The sequence below is a fragment of the Sutcliffiella horikoshii genome (assembly GCF_044809035.1).
Lineage (GTDB): Bacteria > Bacillota > Bacilli > Bacillales > Bacillaceae_I > Sutcliffiella_A > Sutcliffiella_A horikoshii_G.
On sequence record NZ_CP085237.1, the window covers coordinates 319,715 to 340,334 of the forward strand.

Here is a 20,620-nt window from a genome sequence, read left to right on the forward strand (position 1 = left end):
GCTAGTTACGCTGTCTTTTCTTTTGGAAAAATAAATAGTAAATCCCAATGCCCAACCCTGCAAGGTTGATGGCCAGCATGACGAAATAATACGCTTCAATCGGGCCGGTAAAAATATAGTAAAAGTATCTGATGGTGTTAATAATAATGACCATTAATAAAACAATCGAGAAAAATCTATTCATCCATATCCCCCTAAAATCCATGAATCTACTTAGACAAGCTCTTCCCATTCCTCCATCAACACAAGAAGCCTTTCCTGATAGGCTTCGTTCGCAGTGTTCAGTTCGAGCACTTTCTCGTGGTCCTGATAGACTTCCGGCAAACAGAGCTCGCTTTCGTTATGCTCGATTTTTTGTTCAAGCTCTTCCATTTCTTTTTCGATCTCTTCCACGCGACGTTTGCGCTGGCGTTCGAGGCGCTTTGCCTCTTTTTCCTGTTCGTAGCTCATTTTCTCAGGTGCCTCAGTAACCATGGTTGAAGGGGCCTTTTTAGATGAGGCAGTCTCCGCTTCCAATCGCTCAAGCTCCAACGCCTCTTCTTTTTTCTCGACATAATAGTCATAGTCGCCCAGGTACTCTGTGGCGCCAACCGTACTCAGCTCATAAACCTTCGTTGCCAACCGGTTGATGAAATAACGGTCATGGGAAACGAAAAGGATCGTGCCTGGATAATCTATGAGAGCATTCTCGAGGATCTCCTTGCTGTCCAAGTCCAAGTGGTTGGTCGGCTCATCCAAAATCAGGACATTTGAGCGTTCCATCATCAGCTTGGAAAGGGCAAGTCGCGCCTTTTCGCCACCACTCAACGTGGATACCGGCTTCAAGACGTCATCGCCTGAAAATAAAAAGTTTCCAAGAACGGTCCGGATCTCCTTCTCCATTTTCTGAGGGTATTCATCCCAAAGCTCCGCTAGAACGGTTTTGTTGGAGGTGAGATCTGCCTGTTGCTGATCGTAATAGCTGATCGACACATTGGCGCCAAAGGAGAAGGTCCCGTCCAGTGGCTTTAATTTTCCAACAAGCGTCTTTAATAAGGTAGACTTTCCGATTCCGTTTGGCCCGACAAGTGCCACACTGTCACCGCGGCTCATGGAAAAGTCGACATGGCGGAAAACAGGATTCGAATCATAGGAAACAGACAAATCTTTCGCCTTCAGGACATCGTTGCCACTTTGGCGGTCGATATCAAACATGATGGAGGCAGACTTTTCATCGCCTTTCGGACGGTCCATCACGTCCATCTTCTCGAGCTGCCTGCGACGGCTTTGGGCACGCTTGGTCGTAGAAGCCCTGGCAAGGTTCTTTGCGACAAAATCTTGCAGTTTGGCAATCTCGCCCTGTTGTTTTTCAAACATCTTCATTTCGCGTTCGTACTGCTCGGCCTTCTGGTCTAAGTACTTGCTGTAGTTACCGATGAACTTTGCGGATTGCTTACGAGAAATTTCATAAACAATGTTCACGACCTTGTCCAAGAAATAGCGGTCATGCGAAACAATCAGCAGGGCACCAGGGTATCCTTGAAGGTAGTTTTCCAGCCAAGAAAGCGTGTCGATGTCCAAGTGATTGGTCGGCTCATCCAGGATCAAGAGGTCCGGCTTGGTCAAAAGCAGTTTCGCCAGTGCTAAGCGGGTCCGTTGTCCGCCACTGAGCGTTTCAATCGGTGTTTCATAATCATATTCGGAAAAGCGCAGTCCGTGCAGGACGGAGCGGATATCTGCTTCATATTGAAAGCCGCCTTTTTGCTTGAAGGCTTCTTGCACCTCGTCATATTCTTTGAGAATGCGAGCATATTGCGTCTCATCTTCAAAGTAAGCGGGATCTCCCATTTTCGCTTCCAATGTGCGCATCTGTGTTTCGAGTTCGCGCAGGCCGGCGAACACGGTCAGCATCTCATCCCAGATCGAGCGCTCAGTCTGCAAGCCTGTGTCCTGTGCAAGATAGCCGATCGACACGCCTTTAGGTTTAATCAGGTCCCCTGAATCAAAGGAAAGCTGATTGGATATGATTTTTAATAATGTGGATTTTCCAGCCCCGTTGCGTCCTACTAGGGCAATTCTATCTTTGGATTGTACTTCTAGTTTTATATTCGATAAAATAAGGTCAGCGCCAAAATATTTGGTCAACTGATTAACTTGTAAAATAATCATCATCTTCACCTCGAGTAATTCTAAATTAAGTGTATCTTTCTTTAGGGTTTACATCAAGATTTTGGGTATCTTGCTTTTGATAGAGGGGCTGGTTTTGGGCGAATCGCCCGTAAATTGAGATTATCGCCGGTATTTTTTTATTTTCGCCCGATTCGAGTCGAAAATCGCCCGTAAATTTGAAAAGTCGCCCGTAATTTCAAAATATCGCCCGTAAATCCAGATTTTCGCCCGATTCCGCACTGGGCCCAACGTGAGGGAAAATAGTATAGAGATAGAAATGTAATCGTTTTCGTTCCGTGTTAAAATAGAAGGGCAAACAGGTTCGACAAATGGGGGAGTAGAATGAATAGCGAACAAATGAAAATTCCACAGGCAACGGCAAAGCGCCTGCCGTTATACTATCGTTTCATCCAGAACTTGCATTCGTCTGGCAAGCAGCGCGTGTCATCGGCAGAGCTTAGTGAAGCGGTTAAGGTGGACAGCGCCACGATCCGCCGGGACTTCAGTTACTTTGGTGCGTTGGGGAAAAAGGGATATGGATATAATGTTCAATATTTGTTAACTTTTTTCAGGAAAACGCTCGACCAAGATGAATTGACATATGTTACTCTAATAGGTGTAGGTAATTTAGGAACCGCCTTCCTACATTATAATTTTATGAAAAACAATAATACGAAAATAGTGATGGCCTTTGATGTGGACGAGTCCAAGATCGGCTCGGAAATCGGAGGAGTCCCTGTTTATCATTTAGACGATATTGAAGAGCAAATGCCAGAGAATGTTACGGTAGCCATCTTGACGGTTCCGGCTCCGGTAGCGCAGCCAATAGCGGATAGACTTGTAGAAAAGGGAGTAAAGGGCATACTGAACTTTACACCGGCACGTATCAATGTTCCAGAAGAGATACGCATCCATCATATTGATTTGGCGGTGGAACTGCAGTCATTGGTATATTTTCTCAAGCACTATCCAAGCGAGTAAAAAAGATGTAGAATAAGAATATTTCGAGGAGGTGTCAAATATGGGTTCATTAGGAATGGGAAGCCTCTTACTTATTGTATTTGCAGCACTACTTATTTTCGGTCCAAGCAAGTTGCCTCAACTTGGGAAAGCAGCAGGGAACACGTTGCGCGAATTCAAAAACGCAACAAAAGGATTGGCTGATGACGACGACGTTAAAGAGAAAAAAGAAGAAACGAAGTAATGTAAGGATGAACATATATGCTAGATAGAGAAATGTCGGTGTATGACCATATAGGCGAGCTCCGAAAAAGAATCATCATCACAGCATCCTTCTTTTTCGTTTCGGCAATCGGCGGCTTCTTCTTGGCCGAACCGATCATTGTCTATTTACAGCAAACAGATGAAGCGAAAGAGCTGACGATGAACGCCTTTCGTATGACAGACCCGATCAAGATCTTTATGCAATTCGCCTTTCTAATTGCATTTATCATAACGTTCCCTATCACGCTCTATCAGCTTTGGGCCTTCATCAGCCCAGGCTTGTTGGAAAAAGAGCGGAGAGTTACGTTAAGCTATATACCAATTTCCATTTTCCTGTTTTTAAGCGGACTAGCTTTCTCTTACTTCATTTTATTCCCGTTTGTTGTGGATTTCATGGGTAGACTTGCAGACCGGTTGGAAATCAACCAGGTAATCGGAATCAATGAATACTTTCAATTCTTGTTTCAGCTGACCCTCCCGTTTGGGATACTGTTTCAAATGCCGGTAATTGTGATGTTCTTAACAAGACTTGGCCTCATAACCCCAAGCTTCTTGGTGGAAATCCGTAAGTTCGCTTACTTTTCCCTGCTTGTGGTTGGTGGGTTGATCACCCCGCCAGAACTGATCTCGCATTTGATGGTAACTGTCCCGCTGTTCATACTTTATGAAATCAGCATTGTGATTTCTCGCGTTTCATATAGAAAAGCGCAGAAAGCGGCAGCGTTGATGGAGCAGGAAGAGAAGATGAATAATTAGATGTAAGCAGGCTCATCCCTTTTTGAGAAGGGGGCGGGCTTGTTTTTGGTTTTGGAGGAGGTTGCGGGGGATATTTAGATGGGGTGTCGAGACAGGAGCACGGGAGCGATGGACTGGATCAGTGGGTCAAAGGGACAGATGACAGGGCCAATCGTGTCAAATGTCCGAAGATTTTCGAAAGTTGGCCGAAGTTTCCCCGAAAGTGACCAAAGATTTGGCAAAGTTGACCGAAGTTTTTACGAATTTGACCGAACGAAAATGTGAGATGTCCAAAGGTCGTTGAAAGTTGACCGAACAACACCTTCAAATGTCCGAACCCCCTGCTAAAAACCGAGGAAATTGTCCGAACACCTGAACGAATTGACCGAACCCTCCCAGAGCGCCTCAAAACGAGTGATTTCCCACTGTTTTTCTTCAAAATAGGTAACATTCCAAAAGCATCCGCGCCCCAACCCAAAAAGCACAAACCCTAATTACCCAAAACCACTTTTAGTAAAAACCAACCCAAAACATCCCCCAGTAAGTGCTAACCCCAAGTTGATTGCAGTGAAAGGCGCGAAGACGCCCGCAGGCAAGCGAAGCGCCTGAAACGGAAATCAACTGGATCCCCAGACTCCCCCAAATAAAAAAACCCGCACCCACAAACAGGTACGAGTCTCCAATCACTTTTTCTTCTCTTGTATCTCTTTAATCTTCTGATGCAGCAGATAAGACCGAATGGCAACGCCAAAATCAAAGGTGGCGATGAGCATCAGCAGGATGGTGTGCCAGTGCCAGATGGTGTCCTTCACAGAAACAATCGCCAGGTACAAGAACAAGCTGCCCATGATGGCATAGAAGAAAACCATTCGTAATGGTGTTATTTTCATGTGCAAATCCTCCAGGTAAGTTCAGCTCTAACGGAGAGCTGTTTAAAAGAGCGAAATGAAATTCGGTAAGTTCTGTTGCATTTCTTCCATTTGACGCATCATGTCTTCAATATCATCCCGGAACACATATTGCACGATAACCACAAACGAGTTCATGGCAACGTGGGCGATGATCGGAACGATAATGCGGTTTGTTTTGACATATAGGAAAGCAAAAATGCCTCCCATGACAAAGTATATGAGCAGATGCTTGAAATCTTGATGGACCACGGCAAAAAGCAGCGAACTCACCGTCAATGCGATGGCAAAGTTGAATTTCTTATAGATGGCACCGAAAATGATCTTCCGGAAAATGATTTCCTCTAAGATCGGTCCAGCGACAGCGACGGCAAAAATCATGACAGGAAATGCGGTGACAAACCCCATAATCTGCTGCGTGTTCTCAGATCCAGGCTGAATGCCGAAAAGCTGCATTTGAATTTGTGCGGCAAGCGCCTGCCCGATCAATGCCATTGGAAAGCCGACCACCGACCAGAGTACTGTTTTTGGGACGGAAGCTGTTTCGCCTCGGAAGTCCCCTTTTGTCCATTCGTTGCGGAGTATCCAGGCAACGATGGCCAATCCAATAGTAAAACTGATAAATGCCCAGACGCCGATGAGATAGGGCTCTCTGGTTGCGCGCTCCATGCCTTCCCCGACGCCAAGCCAGATCAACAGCGGGTAACCAAGTAATCCGGACAGCTGCATCAGGACATATGTAATAATGACGTACCAATAGTTTTTTGTCATAATAAGCTCCTCTTTTATAAGGCTGTTTTCGTATTAGTTGTGGTTTTATCGTATAAATAAAATGCTCGTTATACTCCATACTGTCGTGCTCTTTTCGTTTCAAATCAGAAAAGATTACACAGAAATATATAGTAGCTAAGCGGTAAAAAGTCCAATTGCCGACTTTTTACTAGAGTATATCAACTACCTTTGTGAAAAGAGCCTTATGCATTATTCACTTTTCGTATTGTACCATATAATCTATATGTCCTTATAACGATAAGGTTTCCCTTAATGCGCCGATTTTACGAAAACTTATATGTTTAAAACACGGAGGGCATGAAGATAATGAAAAGGGTTGCAAGTCGAAAATTTTTTAGGTAAAGATACTTGCAAAACAGAAGCAGATTCATTATTATAATAATTGTGTTAGCACTCAAGTGATAAGAGTGCTAATAAAAAAATATTACATATGAAACCAAGGAGGTTGTTTTCATGTTAAAGCCATTAGGCGATCGCATTGTAATTGAACTTGTTCAATCAGAGGAAAAAACGGCAAGTGGTATCGTATTACCGGACTCTGCGAAAGAAAAACCTCAAGAGGGTAAAGTAGTAGCAGTAGGAACTGGCCGCGTACTAGAAAGCGGAGAGCGTGTAGCACTTGAAGTAGCAGAAGGCGACAACGTAATCTTCTCTAAATACGCAGGAACTGAAGTGAAATTCGAAGGAAGAGAACTTCTAATCCTAAAAGAAACAGACGTACTTGCAGTAGTAAGCAAATAATCATCTAGCGGACAGAGAGTTGCCGCATTACCTATAAAAATTAAAATTTCCTAAGGAGGTCTATCTATCATGGCAAAAGAAATTAAGTTCAGTGAAGAAGCCCGTCGCTCCATGCTTCGCGGTGTAGACAAACTAGCTGATGCAGTGAAAGTAACATTAGGACCAAAAGGACGTAACGTAGTACTTGAAAAGAAATTCGGTTCTCCACTAATCACGAACGACGGTGTGACCATCGCGAAAGAAATCGAATTAGAAGATGCATTCGAAAACATGGGTGCAAAACTTGTAGCGGAAGTTGCAAGCAAAACTAACGATGTTGCCGGTGACGGTACTACAACTGCAACGGTTCTTGCGCAAGCAATGATCCGTGAAGGATTAAAGAACGTGACAGCTGGAGCGAACCCAATGGGCGTTCGTAAAGGAATCGAAAAAGCGGTTGCGGTTGCAATCGAAGAATTAAAAACAATCTCTAAACCAATCGAAGGCAAAGCTTCTATCGCACAAGTTGCAGCTATCTCTGCAGCGGACGAAGAAGTTGGTCAATTGATCGCTGAAGCAATGGAGCGCGTTGGTAACGACGGCGTTATCACGCTTGAAGAGTCCAAAGGCTTCACTACAGAGCTTGAAGTAGTAGAAGGTATGCAATTCGACCGTGGATATGCATCACCATACATGGTAACAGACTCCGACAAAATGGAAGCCGTTCTTGAAAACCCTTATGTGTTAATCACAGATAAGAAAATCACGAACATCCAAGAAATCCTTCCAGTTCTTGAGCAAGTAGTACAACAAGGCAAGCCGTTGTTATTGATTGCAGAAGACGTAGAAGGCGAAGCGTTGGCTACATTAGTAGTGAACAAATTACGTGGAACATTCAATGCAGTAGCAGTTAAAGCTCCTGGATTCGGTGACCGTCGTAAAGCAATGCTTCAAGACATCGCAGTACTGACTGGCGGAGAAGTGATCACAGAAGAACTAGGTCTTGAACTAAAAACTGCGAACATCAGCCAATTAGGACGCGCTGACAAAATCGTTGTTACTAAAGAAAACACGACAGTTGTTAACGGACACGGCAACACAGACGAAATCCAAGCTCGCGTTGGCCAAATCCGTGCACAATTAGAAGATACAACTTCTGAATTCGACCGTGAAAAATTACAAGAGCGCCTAGCTAAAATCGCTGGCGGCGTAGCTGTAATCAAAGTTGGAGCGGCAACAGAAACAGAACTTAAAGAGCGCAAACTTCGCATTGAAGATGCTCTTAACTCCACACGTGCTGCTGTAGAAGAAGGAATCGTAGCCGGTGGTGGTACAGCATTCGTGAACATCTACAACAAAGTAGCACAAATCCAAGCAGAAGGCGACGAAGCAACTGGTATCAACATCGTACTACGTGCAATGGAAGAACCAGTACGCCAAATCGCGCACAACGCTGGTCTAGAAGGATCTGTTATCGTAGATCGTCTAAAGAAAGAAGAAATCGGAATTGGATTCAACGCAGCAACAGGCGAGTGGGTAAACATGCTTGAAGTTGGTATCGTTGACCCAACCAAAGTAACTCGTTCTGCACTACAAAACGCAGCATCCGTATCTGCGATGTTCCTAACTACCGAAGCAGTAGTAGCAGACATCCCAGAAGAGGGTGGCGGCGGAATGCCTGACATGGGCGGCATGGGTGGAATGGGCGGAATGATGTAATTCGCTCCTCAAAACCCTTGGTTTAGAAGGATTTGATAGTAAGGTGAGAGTGAAATGCTAACATTTTGCTAACATAGAGGTAGATTAACGGAGGCTTCTCATGAGTTCAGCGAACTTTTGAGAGGCTTCTTTTTTCATTTCTTTGTGTATGTGGAGATGCATATTCTGGCATCCTTTTGGAACTAGGAAATTGAAGTAAGGAATTAATCTCCGCTACTTTTTCCAGTCAAAATCAAATATAATTACTTGAAAAAGTACATTGAAGTAAGGTGATAACATGATACATACATATTCAGGAGAAACCATCCATTTTGAGATAAAATACAAAAATCGCAAATCCATTGCAATTCGTATGGACGTTTATGGAAATGTGGAAGTCCAGGCTCCTAAAGGTACAGAGGATGAAAAAGTGATTCAATTGCTGGAGGAAAGGTGGGAACTGATTCAAGAAAAATCAAAGGAGATGAAGGACAGACTGCTTGGGGAGCAGGAGAAGGAATACAGTCAGGAGGAGAGGGTTCTTTATTTAGGAAACTCCTATCCTGTGAAGGTTTATCAAGATATCACTATTGAACAAGATTATGTCGTGTTTGATGAAAAACAGTTAAGTGTATATGTGAAACAGGTGGAGGACGGAAAGATAAAACAAGCTTTAAAGAGATTTTATTATCAGCAATGCAAAGCAATAGTGGAGAAGAGTGTAAGATCCTATCAAAGTAACTTTAAAGTAAAACCACGGTCTATCCGTATATCTGATAGTAAAACTACATGGGGAACCTGTGATTCCCAATTACAGTTAACTTTCAATTGGAAGTTGGCCATGGCTCCAATGAAAGTAATTGATTATGTAGTAGTACACGAAATGTGCCATATGATTCATCTTAATCACGACCGATCCTTCTGGCGACTTGTAGGGAAAATATCGCCTAATTATAAAGAGCAGGAAAATTGGTTGGCGCTGTCAAGTTGGAAGATGACTATTTAGGGAGGAGAGGCTTGCCATTAGTTGATAAGTGGAGAGCCTCTTTTATTTATGAATAGATAATAGATATTAAGTTTTTTATTTCTTTGGTTAAATTTAGATTCACATTTTTCGTGATTCATGATCATTATGAGTGAGCCGACCCATGATTTGTTCAAGTGAGATGAGAGGATGTTCAAAGAGAAAATTATTGCAGAATGAAGTTAATCAGTTAATCAGTTAATTATTAATTTGAAGAAAGCACTGTCCTTGTATCACGGATACATATAAAAGTATTTTGTACGAACTAACAAAGCAGACCCCACCGGATCTGCTTTTATTTATGTTGGATTTGTAGACCATAATCCAGCTGTTTTAATGAATACTCTTGGATTAAATTTCAAACTAGCCACGACTAATTCTGCAAGATCTTCTGGGTGCATCACGTTTTCTTCATTACCTTTAACAAGATTTGTATCAATCGCTAAATCTGTAACGACCGTACTTGGTGTTAAAGCAGTGACACGGACATTATGTTTTCTTACTTCTAGCATTAGTGATTCTGTTAGTCCTAAAACAGCGAATTTAGAAGCACTGTAGGCACTTGTAACAGGAGCACCTTTTTGGCCAGCAGATGAAGAGATATTGATGATATCTCCTGATTTTCTTTCGATCATTCCTGGTAATACTGCTCTTGTTACATTATACACACCCATTAAATTGACTTGGATGATTTTTTCCCATTCTTGTGGTGTTAGATCAAGGAACCCACCAAATTTAGCAACACCAGCATTGTTGATAAGGATATCAATTGGGCCTAAGTCTGATTTGATATGTTCAACAGCATGGGTAACGGATTCAAGATCGGTCACATCTGCTGTTGCTGCAGAAACCTTAACATCAAATTGTGCTAGTTCAGCAGCTACCTTTTCTAGATTAGACATATTTAAGCCGATTAGGCCTAAATGAACGCCTTCTTTGGCTAAGGCGATAGCAGTAGCACGGCCAATACCTCTTCCTGCGCCAGTAACTATTGCAGTTTTTCCATTTAAAGAAATCATTTTATCACTCCTAAAATTATTATAAATAGTAGTTCATTGTAGCAGAAAGACCGCAAACTTGCTTATATACAGCTTGCGGTCTTTCCTATTTAGAACTTGAGGATTAATATATTTATTCTAAGTTAGCATGTTTACCGTACATTTTATTGGTATCCAAACCTTTTTTCTCCATGAAGCGAAGAATCACAGCGTCGTAAAATAGTAAAAGTGTTTGCTCAAATAATGAGCCCATTGGTTGAATCGTCTTAAAATCACTCTCCGACTGATCTTTAGGTGAGCCAGGCAACTTAATAGTGATATCCGCTAATTGTCCAATAGTGGACTCAGGGAAAATCGTTACAGCTGCAATAGTCCCACCGATGCTTTTTGCCTTCTCGGCCATGGAAACTAAACCTTTCGTTTCTCCTGAACCTGATCCAATGATTAAGATGTCACCTTTTTCAAAGTTAGGGGTTACTGTTTCGCCAATCACATAGGCATCTATCCCCATGTGCATCATTCGCATGGCGAATGATTTGGCCATAAATCCAGATCTACCTGCACCAGCAACAAAGATTTTTTTTGATTCAAGAATCCCATTAACTAATTTTTCAGCTTCATCATTGGAAATTAAATCTAGGAAGCGAATTAACTCTTTTATGATTCTAGCTAGGTATTGAGTTGTATTCATGATTTGAATTACCCTTGATTAATCATTTGTTGCATTTTTGCAGCAGCAGCTTTTTTATCAGCTTGTCCAGTAATCCCGCCACCTACAATGACAAGGTCTGGTTGTACGTTGATGACTTCTGGAAGTGTGTCTAATTTAATACCACCTGCGATTGCAGTCTTAGCATTTTTTACAACACCTTTGATGGTTTGTAAATCTTCAAAAGAGTTCTTTCCAACTGCTTGAAGATCATAGCCAGTATGAACACAAATATAATCAACGCCCATAGCGTCCACTTCTTTTGCACGTCCAGCAAGATCTTTAACAGCAATCATATCAACAAGGATTTTTTTACCTTGTTTTTTCGCTTCTTCAACAGCACCTTTAATGGACATATCTTCAGCAGTTCCAAGAATTGTCACGATATCAGCACCAGCTTCAGAAGCTTTCATCACTTCATAACCAGCTGCATCCATGATTTTCAGGTCTGCTAATACCTTTAAGTTAGGGAATGCTTCTTTTACTGCTTTTACTGCATGAAGTCCTTCATTGATTACAACCGGTGTACCGATTTCAACGATATCAATGTGATCCTCCACTTCTTTAACTAACTCAATTGCTTCTGGAATGTTTACTAAATCTAATGCTAATTGTAATTCCATCTATATTCACTCCTATAATTTTTTTTTATTGTTGTACAGTGCAATAAGGAATATCATGGCCTCTCACTGAACAATTGCAAGTATACAACGTATGTTTTAATATTAATAGTACGCACTTTTATTTTACATAGTGTTAAAAAGTATACTATGGGCTATAATAAATATGGAGGTGATGATAAATGTCGCGAATGCAGGAAAAGATGTTTAATTGTGAAAAAGAATTAACACTTTCCGTTATCGGTGGTAAATGGAAGATGCTTATACTATGGCATCTAGGGAAAGAGGGAACGAAGCGATTTGGTGAATTGAAAGCTCTTATGCCAGGGATCACGCAGAGAATGCTAGTTAATCAATTGCGAGAACTGGAAGAAGACTTGATTGTAAAACGCGAAGTCTATCCCGTGGTTCCTCCAAAAGTAGAATACTCCCTTACTGAACAAGGAAGAAGCTTGATGCCGATTCTCGATGCTATGTATACCTGGGGAAAAGATTATATGGAAACTGCTGGGTTGAATCCTTTAGTAAGATAAAAGTCAATTAAGTGAATTTTAACTGGTGATTTATGGTTGGCTCCGGTCGAGGTGGTCAACCTCTTTTTTAATTACTGCTAAAAATTAGTATAAATGTAAATAATCGTTTCATTGACTTTTTAAACTGTATTAATTAATATTACAGTACAGATGCCAAGAGGAAGTGAAATCCATGAATAGTGAATTTACGATAGCCGTTCATAGCTTAGTTCTTTTAGCGCATTTGCCTGATCATATGGCAAGTAGTCAAAAGATTGCAGACAATGTTTCCACAAATCCAGCAAGAATTCGTAAAATAATGAGTTGTTTGCGTAACCATGGATTTGTACGAACAAAGGAAGGAATAGGAGGAGGCTACATTCTTCAAAGAGATCCTGATGAAATTACATTGGGGCAAATCTATCGCTCAGTGTCAAGTGCAACGATTAAACCCAATTGGTGCTCCGGAGATCCTGAAGAGGAATGTGTGGTTGCTTCTAATATTCAACTTGTGATGGATGAGGTCTTTGAGGAAACCGATCAATATTTTTCAGCGTACCTCGATCGTATTTCCATTGCATCCATCTTAAAGAAAATAAAACAATATAAATAAGTTGTTTTATTTTTGATCTAAATGTAATGTTTTTTGTTACAGATAATAAATGCTATTTAGTTAGATGGTTTAAGTTTCTTTTTGTGTAAACTGTAACTATTTTAAGTTCAGTTGACTTCGATAAATCTTATGAGGTTTCATTCAATAAAATAAAGAAAGGTATGATAAATGTATGGTTATGTCAAATGCAAAACATAGACACGTTTGTGACAAATGCCTAACGATAACGAAAGAAATTGGTGATTGTCCTAAATGTGGCCATTCCGAATTACGACCATTCATGTTTTTTTTACAGAGTGGGGGCAAATATCATGTCGCAAATCAACATTCAGTGAAGCAAGAAACTGCATAATTAACAGGGAAGTTCACTTATTCACACAGGAAGACTGATAGGTTAGTTATGAAAAGGGAGAGTTTAAAAAGTATGAATAAATTTGAAAAGCACAAAGGTTATTCACGCACATTTCAAGAAAACAAACTTTCACTTGGGTTATTCTTTCCTTTAGAAGCATATAAGGGAAGTATCCCAGTCATGGATTTAAAGCATCAGATAGATCTTGCTCGAATAGCTGAGCAGGCTAATTTCGCTTCTTTATTTGTTAGAGATGTTCCGTTGAATGACCCGTCCTTTGGTGATGTTGGTCAAATATATGATCCTTGGGTATTTCTAGGTTACTTAGCAGCTCAAACAAAAGAGATTGCATTAGGGACAGGGAGCATTGTGACGACACTACGTCATCCACTTGATCTAGCGAAAGCCGCTGCATCTGTAGATCAAATATCCAATCAAAGGCTTCTTTTGGGTATTGCAACTGGAGACCGACCTATTGAATTTTCAGCATATAAAGTTAACCGAGAAGAACGAAACGAATTATTTCAAGAGTCATTATTTGTTATGAAAGAGGCATGGAAACAGTCGTTCCCACTGATCAACTCACAAAGAGTTGGATTAGAACAAGGAGACCTCTTGCCAAAACCAGTTTTATCAGATATTCCAGTTTTCGTGACAGGTCGTTCAGGACAGTCACTAGAGTGGATAGCAAAAAACAGTGACGGTTGGATTAGTTACCCGCGAAATATTGATGTACAAGCTAAACTCATTAATGATTGGCGTTCTTTAACGTATGATTTCCAGCCATTTTCTCAATCACTTTATATTGATTTAGCAAAAGATCCGGATGAAGGTCCTATTCCTATTCACCTTGGGTTTAGGAGCGGATACAAATTTTTAATTGAATTTCTGAATCGCTTACAAGAAATTGGAGTTAATCATGTTATTCTGAATTTAAAATATGGCCAACGTCCGGCAGAGGATGTCATTAATGAATTAGGAGAAAAGGTAGCACCTCAGTTTCCTGCATTTAAGTAACATTTAATTGAATAAGAGATAGAAAGGTGGTGAGAGATATGAAGAAAAAACCAGAAAATACAAGAGTAGTAGTCGGTATGTCTGGAGGTGTTGATTCATCGGTTACAGCTTTGCTACTTAAAGAGCAAGGATATGATGTAGTTGGTATTTTTATGAAAAATTGGGATGATACTGATGAAAGTGGTTTCTGTACAGCAACTGAAGACTACGAAGATGTGATTAAGGTTTGTAATCAAATTGGGATCCCGTATTATGCTGTTAATTTTGAAAAACAGTATTGGGATAAAGTATTCACATACTTCCTAGAGGAGTACAAATCAGGTCGGACACCTAATCCTGACGTCATGTGTAATAAAGAGATCAAATTTAAGGCGTTTTTAAATCATGCGATGTCAATTGGGGCTGATTATATTGCAACAGGTCACTATGCACGAGTCGAAGAAAAAAATGGACAATACCGAATGTTGAGAGGTGCTGATCATAATAAAGACCAATCATACTTCCTTAATGCTCTTTCTCAAAAGCAATTATCCAAAACTATGTTTCCGCTTGGGCATTTATCCAAAAAGGAAGTGCGTGAGATTGCGATAGAGGCAGGTCTTGCAACAGCAAAGAAAAAAGATAGTACGGGTATTTGCTTTATCGGTGAACGAAATTTCAAGGAATTTTTAAGTGGTTTTTTGCCAGCTCAACCTGGTGAAATGCAAACCTCAGATGGTGAATTTAAAGGTCACCATGATGGTCTTATGTATTATACTATTGGTCAACGTCAAGGTCTTGGCATTGGCGGATCGGGGGAGCCTTGGTTTGTCATTGGTAAAGACTTAAAGCGTAATATTCTGATTGTTGGACAAGGGGTTCATAACGAAGGACTTTATTCAGAAGGTTTAGAAGCTATTGGAATGAATTGGATTAAAACAAATCTAACTTTTAAGCAAGAATTTAGTTGTACCGCTAAGATGAGATACCGTCAAGAGGATCAAGAGGTAACAGTCTATCCGCAAGAAGATGGAACAGCTAAGATTTATTTTCACAAAAGACAAAGGGCTATTACCCCAGGACAAGCTGTTGTTCTGTATGATGGTGATATTTGTATTGGTGGGGGAACAATAGACCGTGTTGTTAAAAAATTGGAAAATGACTATATCCGTGAAAGTTCAATCATTGCTACACTATTAAAATGAAAAGTATATCGGGGGAATAATAATGAAAATGTTAGTTACAGGAGCAACAGGAAAATTAGGTTCTAAAATTGTAGAGACTTTATTAAAAAAGGTACCAGTAAACCAATTAGCTGTTAGTGTTCGTAATCCAGAGAAAGCAGAAGGATTACAGGCTCGAGGAGTAGATGTCCGAAAAGGTGATTTTGATTATCCAGAAACACTTGATGCGGCTTTTGCTGGCGTTGATCGCTTGCTAATTATTTCTGCGGATGGAGAAAATGAAACAAGAATACGACAACACGCGAATGCAATAGCTGCGGCTGAGCGTGCTGGAGTGAAATTTATTGCTTATACGAGCATAGCGAATGCAAAGGAAAGTGAAAACCTCCTTGCTCCAACGCATAAAGCAACAGAAGAAGCTATCATGAAAACAGGTATTCCTTATTCGTTTTTAAGAAATAATTGGTACTTGGAAAATGAAATTCCAAGTATTCAAGGTGTTCTAGCAGGTGCTCCTTGGGTGACATCAGCAGGAAACGGTAAGGTAGGATGGGCATTACAACAAGATTATGCAGAGGCTGCGGTTGCGGTATTGACTGGTAATGGGCACGAAAACACTATCTACGAGCTTTCTGGAAAACTATTAACACAGGAAGAGTTTGTATCAGCTCTTGGTAATGTATTGGGTAAAGAAGTACCTGTACAACAAGTGGATGACAATATTTATGCAGACATTATGAAAGGTGCAGGTGTACCAGATTTCCTTATTCCATTTCTTGTGGAAATCCAAACAGGCATTAGAAAAGGTACGCTTGAAGTCGAAAGCAATGACTTCGAAAAACTTCTTGGGCGTCCAGCTACACCAATTAGTGACGGACTTAATCAAATTGTTAATGGAATCTCTTAAACATCGAATCCATCATAAGTATTAAGACACGTTGTATGTCACAACTTTAAACTACGGACAGCATATTGTAAAAGCTGCTCAAACCTTTGATAGTAATGGGCATGAGAATGATCATATAAAATTTAATGAGGCTTTCCATATGTTAACTAAACAATGGAGAGCCTCTTTGTTTATGATTGAAAAAAACATTAAATGTTTAAGGCTTCCGAAAAGAATACATCCACCACCACTTTTAAAACCACACAAATCTGGGTATATGAAGCCTATACGAATGTGAGGGGAAAGCCAGATGATAAGGATCGCCGGAATGACAAAGGATCATCAAATTGATAAAAATATTAACATTGATAACCTCGATAGAAACGCCTATAAATGGATTTGGGTTGATTTTAACCAACCGTCGGAAGAGGAAATAAGGCATTTGGACAGTGCTTTCCACTTCCATCCATTGGCGATAGAGGATTGCATACATAGATTGCAACGGCCGAAGCTTGATCATTATGAGGATCATACTTTTTTCGTGACGCACAGTATTCAGGAAAAGGATGAAGAGCTTCATAAGGAGGAAGTGAATTTCTTTTTAGGGGAAAATTTTGTCGTGAGTTTTCATCATGCGCCTTCTAAAGAGGTGGATGAGGTGTGGAGGAGTTTGGACAAGCCACCGAAAGACGTGGAAAACTGGGATGAATATTACGTGTTTTATGAAATCCTGGACGACATTGTGGATAATTATTTTCCGTTGCTATATAAGCTGGAGGATCAGCTGGACAAGATTGAGGCAAACACGCAAGACAAATCAATGAATCAGCTGATGGAAGAGCTGTTTGATACAAGGTATTCTTTATTGGAGCTAAGACATACGATGAACCCAATGCGGGATTTGCTGTATCGCATGCTCAACACCCATCGTCTGGATGGGGTGATGAAAAGGAAAGAGTACTTCGCGGATATATATGACCATCTTTTGAAGCTCTCTGACATGATCACTGCCAACCGGGAATTGACGGCGGACATTCGGGATAATTACCTTTCCCTGAACTCCCATCAAGCCAACAATGTCATGAAGGTCCTTACCATCATCACGTCCATTTTCGCACCATTGACTTTTATAGCGGGAATTTACGGGATGAATTTTCAAAACATGCCGGAACTGACCTTTCATTACGGGTACTTTGTCGCCCTTGGAGTCATGGCTGTCTTGGGGATAAGCTTGTTTATTTGGTTTAAGTGGAAGGGTTGGTTTAAGTAAGAGTACTTTGAATGATGAGCCGTTGAAATAACACAAATAGCATATTTAATCCATTAGGACCAAATATGCTATTTGATTTGCTCTATTTTTTTGAAAAACGCAGCTCCGCAAACTGCGCGTATTTTTTCACTTGTTCTAATTTTTGCTGCGTGGACAAAGAAACTGGTGAAATCTATACATATAATACTTCTGAAGTTTCTTCTTCGGTTATACCTTTTGTTGTATATTTTGTTGGTTCTCAGGTATTGAGAGCAGCAGTAAAGCAGATTGCAAAATCTGTTATTATTAAAAAAGTTGGCAGTACCGTTTTAAAAACAAATCCACTAGAGAAAATTAAATATACAAATAAAGTTGTAGGTCAGATGAAACAAGGGGATTATCATGCATTTCCGAGAAGTGTTGAAGCTTACGGTAAATACGGTAAGGTAAAGACAATTACAGGGGGGGACGGTAAAAAGAGAAAGTTGGTAGAGATCTCAGGCAATTATAAAGGTAAAGACGGGGTATTTGAATTTATTATTGAGCCAGATGGTGTAACAGTTAACCATCGTTTATTCAGACCTAAAAAATAGGAGTGAAGTATCTTGAGTAACAAAATTATTTTCCATCCATCAGTCATTGAATCAGCAATTTCACTAAAGGATTTAGGGATAAATGAACTGGCTTGGAAATGGGAAGATGTTCATATTGTAATTGATTATTTAGTAGAAAATAAATATGCAATTCTCGGTGGAGATGTATATTTGTTACAAGGTGACGAAAAGATTGTAACGTATGACAGTTGGTATTTAGATAGAGACACTGGAACATCGTGGCTTGATTATGTAATTAAAAGTAAGGAAACAGCTGATGAATACATTAATTCTTATCACATGAAGAATGGGGATAATTATTGCTATTCTATTATCTACTCTAAGAATGAATAGTTATTAAGAAAGAGAAAGAACTATGGGGATTAGGTGATTTAATGACCTAATCCCCTTTTCTAGCTGTAGATGAAAAAAAGAATTTCCATGACTATCATTTAAACTATATACATCACAAAAAAAAGCATACCTAACCCCTCCGGATTAAATATGCTGCCATGTCCGTTCCCCTAAATCTTAATACACCTTATCCCCATTAAAAATAGAATTCTTCACAATCACGTAATCTACGTGACGGATGGCGTCCAAGGTGGTTCCGCCAGCATAAGAGATGGAAGATTGAAGATCCTGTTCCATTTCAGTTAATGTATCTTGTAAGGCACCTTTATGCTCAACGAACATCTTTTTGCCTTCTACGTTTTTCTTTTCGCCTTTTTGGAATTCGGAAGCGGAGCCGAAGTATTCTTTGACTAGCTTACCGTTTACTTCGCTGGTTTCTCCTGGTGATTCTTCATGGCCGGCAAATAGGGAGCCGATCATGACCATCGTTGCACCGAAACGTACGGATTTCGCGATGTCACCGTGTGTACGGATTCCACCGTCAGCGATGATTGGTTTGCTTGCTGCCTTTGCACATAAACGAAGAGCTGCCAACTGCCAGCCACCAGTTCCGAAACCTGTTTTGATTTTTGTGATACATACTTTACCAGGTCCAATTCCAACCTTTGTTGCATCTGCGCCGGCATGTTCCAGTTCACGCACTGCTTCAGGCGTACCAACGTTACCAGCGATGACGAAGCTCTCAGGCAGGTGTTTTTTAATATGCTGGATCATATGGATGACCGCGTTGGAATGCCCATGGGCAATATCGATTGTGATGTATTCAGGAGTAAGACCTGCTGATGCAAGCTCTTCAACGAAGGAATACTCTTCTTCTTTCACTCCTACGCTGATGGAAGCGTAAAGGCCTTTTGCATGCATGTTTTCGATGAATGCCTGACGCTTTTGTGGCTCAAAGCGGTGCATGATGTAAAAGTAGTTATTTTCAGCAAGATAAAGGGCAATCTTTTCATCAATAATGGTTTGCATATTGGCTGGAACTACAGGAAGCTTAAATTGACGGCCACCAAGAGTTACAGTGGTATCACACTCAGAACGGCTGTTAACGACACATTTATTTGGCACTAACTGAATATCTTCATAATCAAATACATTTTCCATGAGACACACTCCTAAAAGAATAATTTTCATAGTAATGTTCGGTTTTTACGCAACAAAAAATCCAGACTGAAAATGGGCAGAGTTAATCCACCCATTCGTAGTTAGGATTTTACGGCTCCTAGTAGAAACTCTTAGACCATATCTCTAAGAATATACGAATGAAACGTTATAAGTAATTTCAACACAAGTTTGATTATAAACGAACTTTTAAGATGTGTAAACGGTAAATGTTCGTATTTTATAGAAAGTTTGATAGTATTTTAATTGTTTTCTTTCGATATAGAGGTTTTTTATTAATAAAGTTAATGTAACCTTGCATTTAGATTTTATGTGTCTTTTTTTATGAAACCGTTTAAACTTAAAGAGAGAAGGCGCTTGAATTACGCAGCATTCAAAGCTTATCTTTTTAAATACAATAGTAATTTTTAATCAAACGTTTGAATAAATGGATTTTTGTTATTGAAATAAGGGGCTTAAAAGTGATTCGGGAAATATCGACTATTTTCGAATGGTATATTGAAATACAAATTTAGTGGCGTTACGCAAAAAGGGGAGGGTTACATATGAATTTAGTAGAAATGGCCATCGTTTTTGCAGCAGAGGCACATAAGCATCAAACAAGGAAGGGTACGGAGATACCATACATTACACATCCTTTTGCGGTGGGGATGATGTTGCAATCCGCAGGTTGTTCAGAAGAAGTGGTGGCGGCGGGTATTTTACATGACACTCTGGAAGATACGGAAGCCACTTATGAAGGCTTGGTGAAAGAGTTCGGTGTCCGTGTTGCCGATTTAGTGGTGGCGGCTTCTGAAAATGACAAGAGCCTTTCGTGGGAAGAGAGGAAACAACACACCATTGATGGTTTAAAAGGTGCAACCATAGAAGAGATGCAGGTGATTGTTGCGGATAAATTGCACAATTTACGCTCCATTCGGACGGATCTTGAAGAACATGGGAACATAATTTGGCAGCGGTTCAACCGTGGAAAAGAGAAGCAGCAGTGGTATTATGGGAACATTGTGAAGGCATTGACTCCTAGAAAAGAAGATTTTAAGTTAATCGGTGAGTTGGAAGAGGAAGTGAAGGCGGTTTTTGGAACTGTATAAGAAAGTTTCTTGGGATAGTTATTTTTAAACAAACG

At 40.4% G+C, this 20,620-nt stretch carries 23 protein-coding genes and 1 riboswitch; of the genes, 15 read left to right on the plus strand and 8 right to left on the minus strand.

Going from position 1 to position 20,620, the window contains the following annotated elements; translation table 11 throughout:
* Nucleotide 1 precedes the first annotated feature (1 nt).
* Nucleotides 2–184, minus strand: coding sequence for a hypothetical protein (locus LG307_RS01750; RefSeq protein ID WP_404447326.1), 183 nt, complete (start codon nt 182–184; stop codon nt 2–4).
* 29 nt (nt 185–213) lie between these two features.
* A complete protein-coding gene (locus LG307_RS01755; protein WP_404450353.1) occupies nt 214–2,148 on the minus strand; it encodes an ABC-F family ATP-binding cassette domain-containing protein in 1,935 nt (644 codons plus the stop codon).
* Between the two features lie 342 nt (nt 2,149–2,490).
* Here LG307_RS01755 and LG307_RS01760 point away from each other — a divergent pair, with 342 nt between their 5' ends.
* Genes LG307_RS01760 through tatC form a run of 3 tightly spaced genes read left to right on the plus strand, consistent with a single transcriptional unit; the run spans nt 2,491 to nt 4,128 of the window.
* On the plus strand, nt 2,491–3,129 hold the full coding sequence (locus LG307_RS01760; protein WP_404349029.1) for a redox-sensing transcriptional repressor Rex: 639 nt from the start codon (nt 2,491–2,493) through the stop codon (nt 3,127–3,129).
* Nucleotides 3,130–3,169: 40 nt separating this feature from the next.
* On the plus strand, nt 3,170–3,352 hold the full coding sequence (locus LG307_RS01765) for a twin-arginine translocase TatA/TatE family subunit (protein ID WP_404447329.1): 183 nt from the start codon (nt 3,170–3,172) through the stop codon (nt 3,350–3,352).
* A gap of 17 nt (nt 3,353–3,369) precedes the next feature.
* Nucleotides 3,370–4,128, plus strand: a complete 759-nt coding sequence (gene tatC, locus LG307_RS01770) for a twin-arginine translocase subunit TatC (protein WP_404447333.1) — start codon at nt 3,370–3,372, stop codon at nt 4,126–4,128.
* A gap of 662 nt (nt 4,129–4,790) precedes the next feature.
* On the opposite strand, the gene LG307_RS01775 is transcribed toward tatC, so the two are convergent.
* Nucleotides 4,791–4,997, minus strand: coding sequence for a YdiK family protein (locus LG307_RS01775; RefSeq protein WP_404447336.1), 207 nt, complete (start codon nt 4,995–4,997; stop codon nt 4,791–4,793).
* Nucleotides 4,998–5,039: 42 nt separating this feature from the next.
* Nucleotides 5,040–5,786: a lysostaphin resistance A-like protein gene (locus LG307_RS01780; protein ID WP_404447339.1), complete on the minus strand. Its 747-nt coding sequence runs from the start codon at nt 5,784–5,786 to the stop codon at nt 5,040–5,042.
* A gap of 474 nt (nt 5,787–6,260) precedes the next feature.
* On the opposite strand from LG307_RS01780, the gene groES reads away from it, so the two are divergent.
* The 3 genes from groES to LG307_RS01795 all read left to right on the plus strand — a co-directional run bounded on the left by groES (nt 6,261) and on the right by LG307_RS01795 (nt 9,231).
* Complete coding sequence (groES, locus tag LG307_RS01785) at nt 6,261–6,548, plus strand: co-chaperone GroES (protein ID WP_404447342.1); 288 nt, start codon at nt 6,261–6,263, stop codon at nt 6,546–6,548.
* A gap of 69 nt (nt 6,549–6,617) precedes the next feature.
* On the plus strand, nt 6,618–8,246 hold the full coding sequence (gene groL, locus LG307_RS01790; RefSeq protein ID WP_404447345.1) for a chaperonin GroEL: 1,629 nt from the start codon (nt 6,618–6,620) through the stop codon (nt 8,244–8,246).
* 277 nt (nt 8,247–8,523) lie between these two features.
* Nucleotides 8,524–9,231, plus strand: coding sequence for a M48 family metallopeptidase (locus LG307_RS01795; RefSeq protein ID WP_404447348.1), 708 nt, complete (start codon nt 8,524–8,526; stop codon nt 9,229–9,231).
* A 317-nt stretch (nt 9,232–9,548) separates the two neighbouring features.
* Here LG307_RS01795 and LG307_RS01800 read toward each other — a convergent pair whose 3' ends face one another.
* From LG307_RS01800 to hxlA, 3 genes are all read right to left on the minus strand, one after another.
* Nucleotides 9,549–10,268 carry a 3-ketoacyl-ACP reductase gene (locus LG307_RS01800; protein ID WP_404447350.1) on the minus strand — a complete coding sequence of 240 codons (720 nt, stop codon included), beginning with the start codon at nt 10,266–10,268 and terminating at the stop codon, nt 9,549–9,551.
* 112 nt (nt 10,269–10,380) lie between these two features.
* Nucleotides 10,381–10,938, minus strand: coding sequence for a 6-phospho-3-hexuloisomerase (gene hxlB / locus LG307_RS01805; RefSeq protein ID WP_404447353.1), 558 nt, complete (start codon nt 10,936–10,938; stop codon nt 10,381–10,383).
* 8 nt (nt 10,939–10,946) lie between these two features.
* Entirely contained in the window at nt 10,947–11,579 is a 633-nt protein-coding gene (gene hxlA, locus LG307_RS01810) for a 3-hexulose-6-phosphate synthase (protein WP_404447355.1), read from the minus strand.
* Nucleotides 11,580–11,758: 179 nt separating this feature from the next.
* On the opposite strand from hxlA, the gene LG307_RS01815 reads away from it, so the two are divergent.
* The 8 genes from LG307_RS01815 (at nt 11,759) to imm40 (ending at nt 18,315) form a co-directional block, all read left to right on the plus strand.
* Nucleotides 11,759–12,109: a winged helix-turn-helix transcriptional regulator gene (locus LG307_RS01815; protein WP_404447358.1), complete on the plus strand. Its 351-nt coding sequence runs from the start codon at nt 11,759–11,761 to the stop codon at nt 12,107–12,109.
* Between the two features lie 172 nt (nt 12,110–12,281).
* A complete protein-coding gene (locus tag LG307_RS01820) occupies nt 12,282–12,701 on the plus strand; it encodes an Rrf2 family transcriptional regulator (RefSeq protein WP_404447360.1) in 420 nt (139 codons plus the stop codon).
* Between the two features lie 424 nt (nt 12,702–13,125).
* The gene (locus LG307_RS01825; RefSeq protein ID WP_404447362.1) at nt 13,126–14,070 is read left to right on the plus strand and encodes an LLM class oxidoreductase; all 945 of its coding nucleotides are present in this window, start codon (nt 13,126–13,128) and stop codon (nt 14,068–14,070) included.
* Nucleotides 14,071–14,108: 38 nt separating this feature from the next.
* Nucleotides 14,109–15,254, plus strand: a complete 1,146-nt coding sequence (mnmA, locus tag LG307_RS01830) for a tRNA 2-thiouridine(34) synthase MnmA (RefSeq protein WP_404447365.1) — start codon at nt 14,109–14,111, stop codon at nt 15,252–15,254.
* Nucleotides 15,255–15,276: 22 nt separating this feature from the next.
* Nucleotides 15,277–16,140, plus strand: a complete 864-nt coding sequence (locus tag LG307_RS01835) for an SDR family oxidoreductase (protein ID WP_404447367.1) — start codon at nt 15,277–15,279, stop codon at nt 16,138–16,140.
* Between the two features lie 289 nt (nt 16,141–16,429).
* Nucleotides 16,430–17,389, plus strand: a complete 960-nt coding sequence (gene corA / locus LG307_RS01840; protein WP_404447370.1) for a magnesium/cobalt transporter CorA — start codon at nt 16,430–16,432, stop codon at nt 17,387–17,389.
* A 65-nt stretch (nt 17,390–17,454) separates the two neighbouring features.
* Complete coding sequence (locus tag LG307_RS01845; RefSeq protein ID WP_404447372.1) at nt 17,455–17,961, plus strand: hypothetical protein; 507 nt, start codon at nt 17,455–17,457, stop codon at nt 17,959–17,961.
* Between the two features lie 12 nt (nt 17,962–17,973).
* A complete protein-coding gene (imm40, locus tag LG307_RS01850; RefSeq protein WP_404447374.1) occupies nt 17,974–18,315 on the plus strand; it encodes an Imm40 family immunity protein in 342 nt (113 codons plus the stop codon).
* 177 nt (nt 18,316–18,492) lie between these two features.
* Here imm40 and guaC read toward each other — a convergent pair whose 3' ends face one another.
* Nucleotides 18,493–19,476 (minus strand): GMP reductase, encoded by a 984-nt coding sequence (gene guaC / locus LG307_RS01855; RefSeq protein ID WP_404447377.1) that lies wholly within the window; start codon nt 19,474–19,476, stop codon nt 18,493–18,495.
* A gap of 78 nt (nt 19,477–19,554) precedes the next feature.
* A riboswitch (purine riboswitch) is annotated at nt 19,555–19,654 on the minus strand.
* 385 nt (nt 19,655–20,039) lie between these two features.
* On the opposite strand from guaC, the gene LG307_RS01860 reads away from it, so the two are divergent.
* Nucleotides 20,040–20,585, plus strand: a complete 546-nt coding sequence (locus LG307_RS01860) for an HD domain-containing protein (protein WP_404447380.1) — start codon at nt 20,040–20,042, stop codon at nt 20,583–20,585.
* Nucleotides 20,586–20,620: the final 35 nt, after the last annotated feature.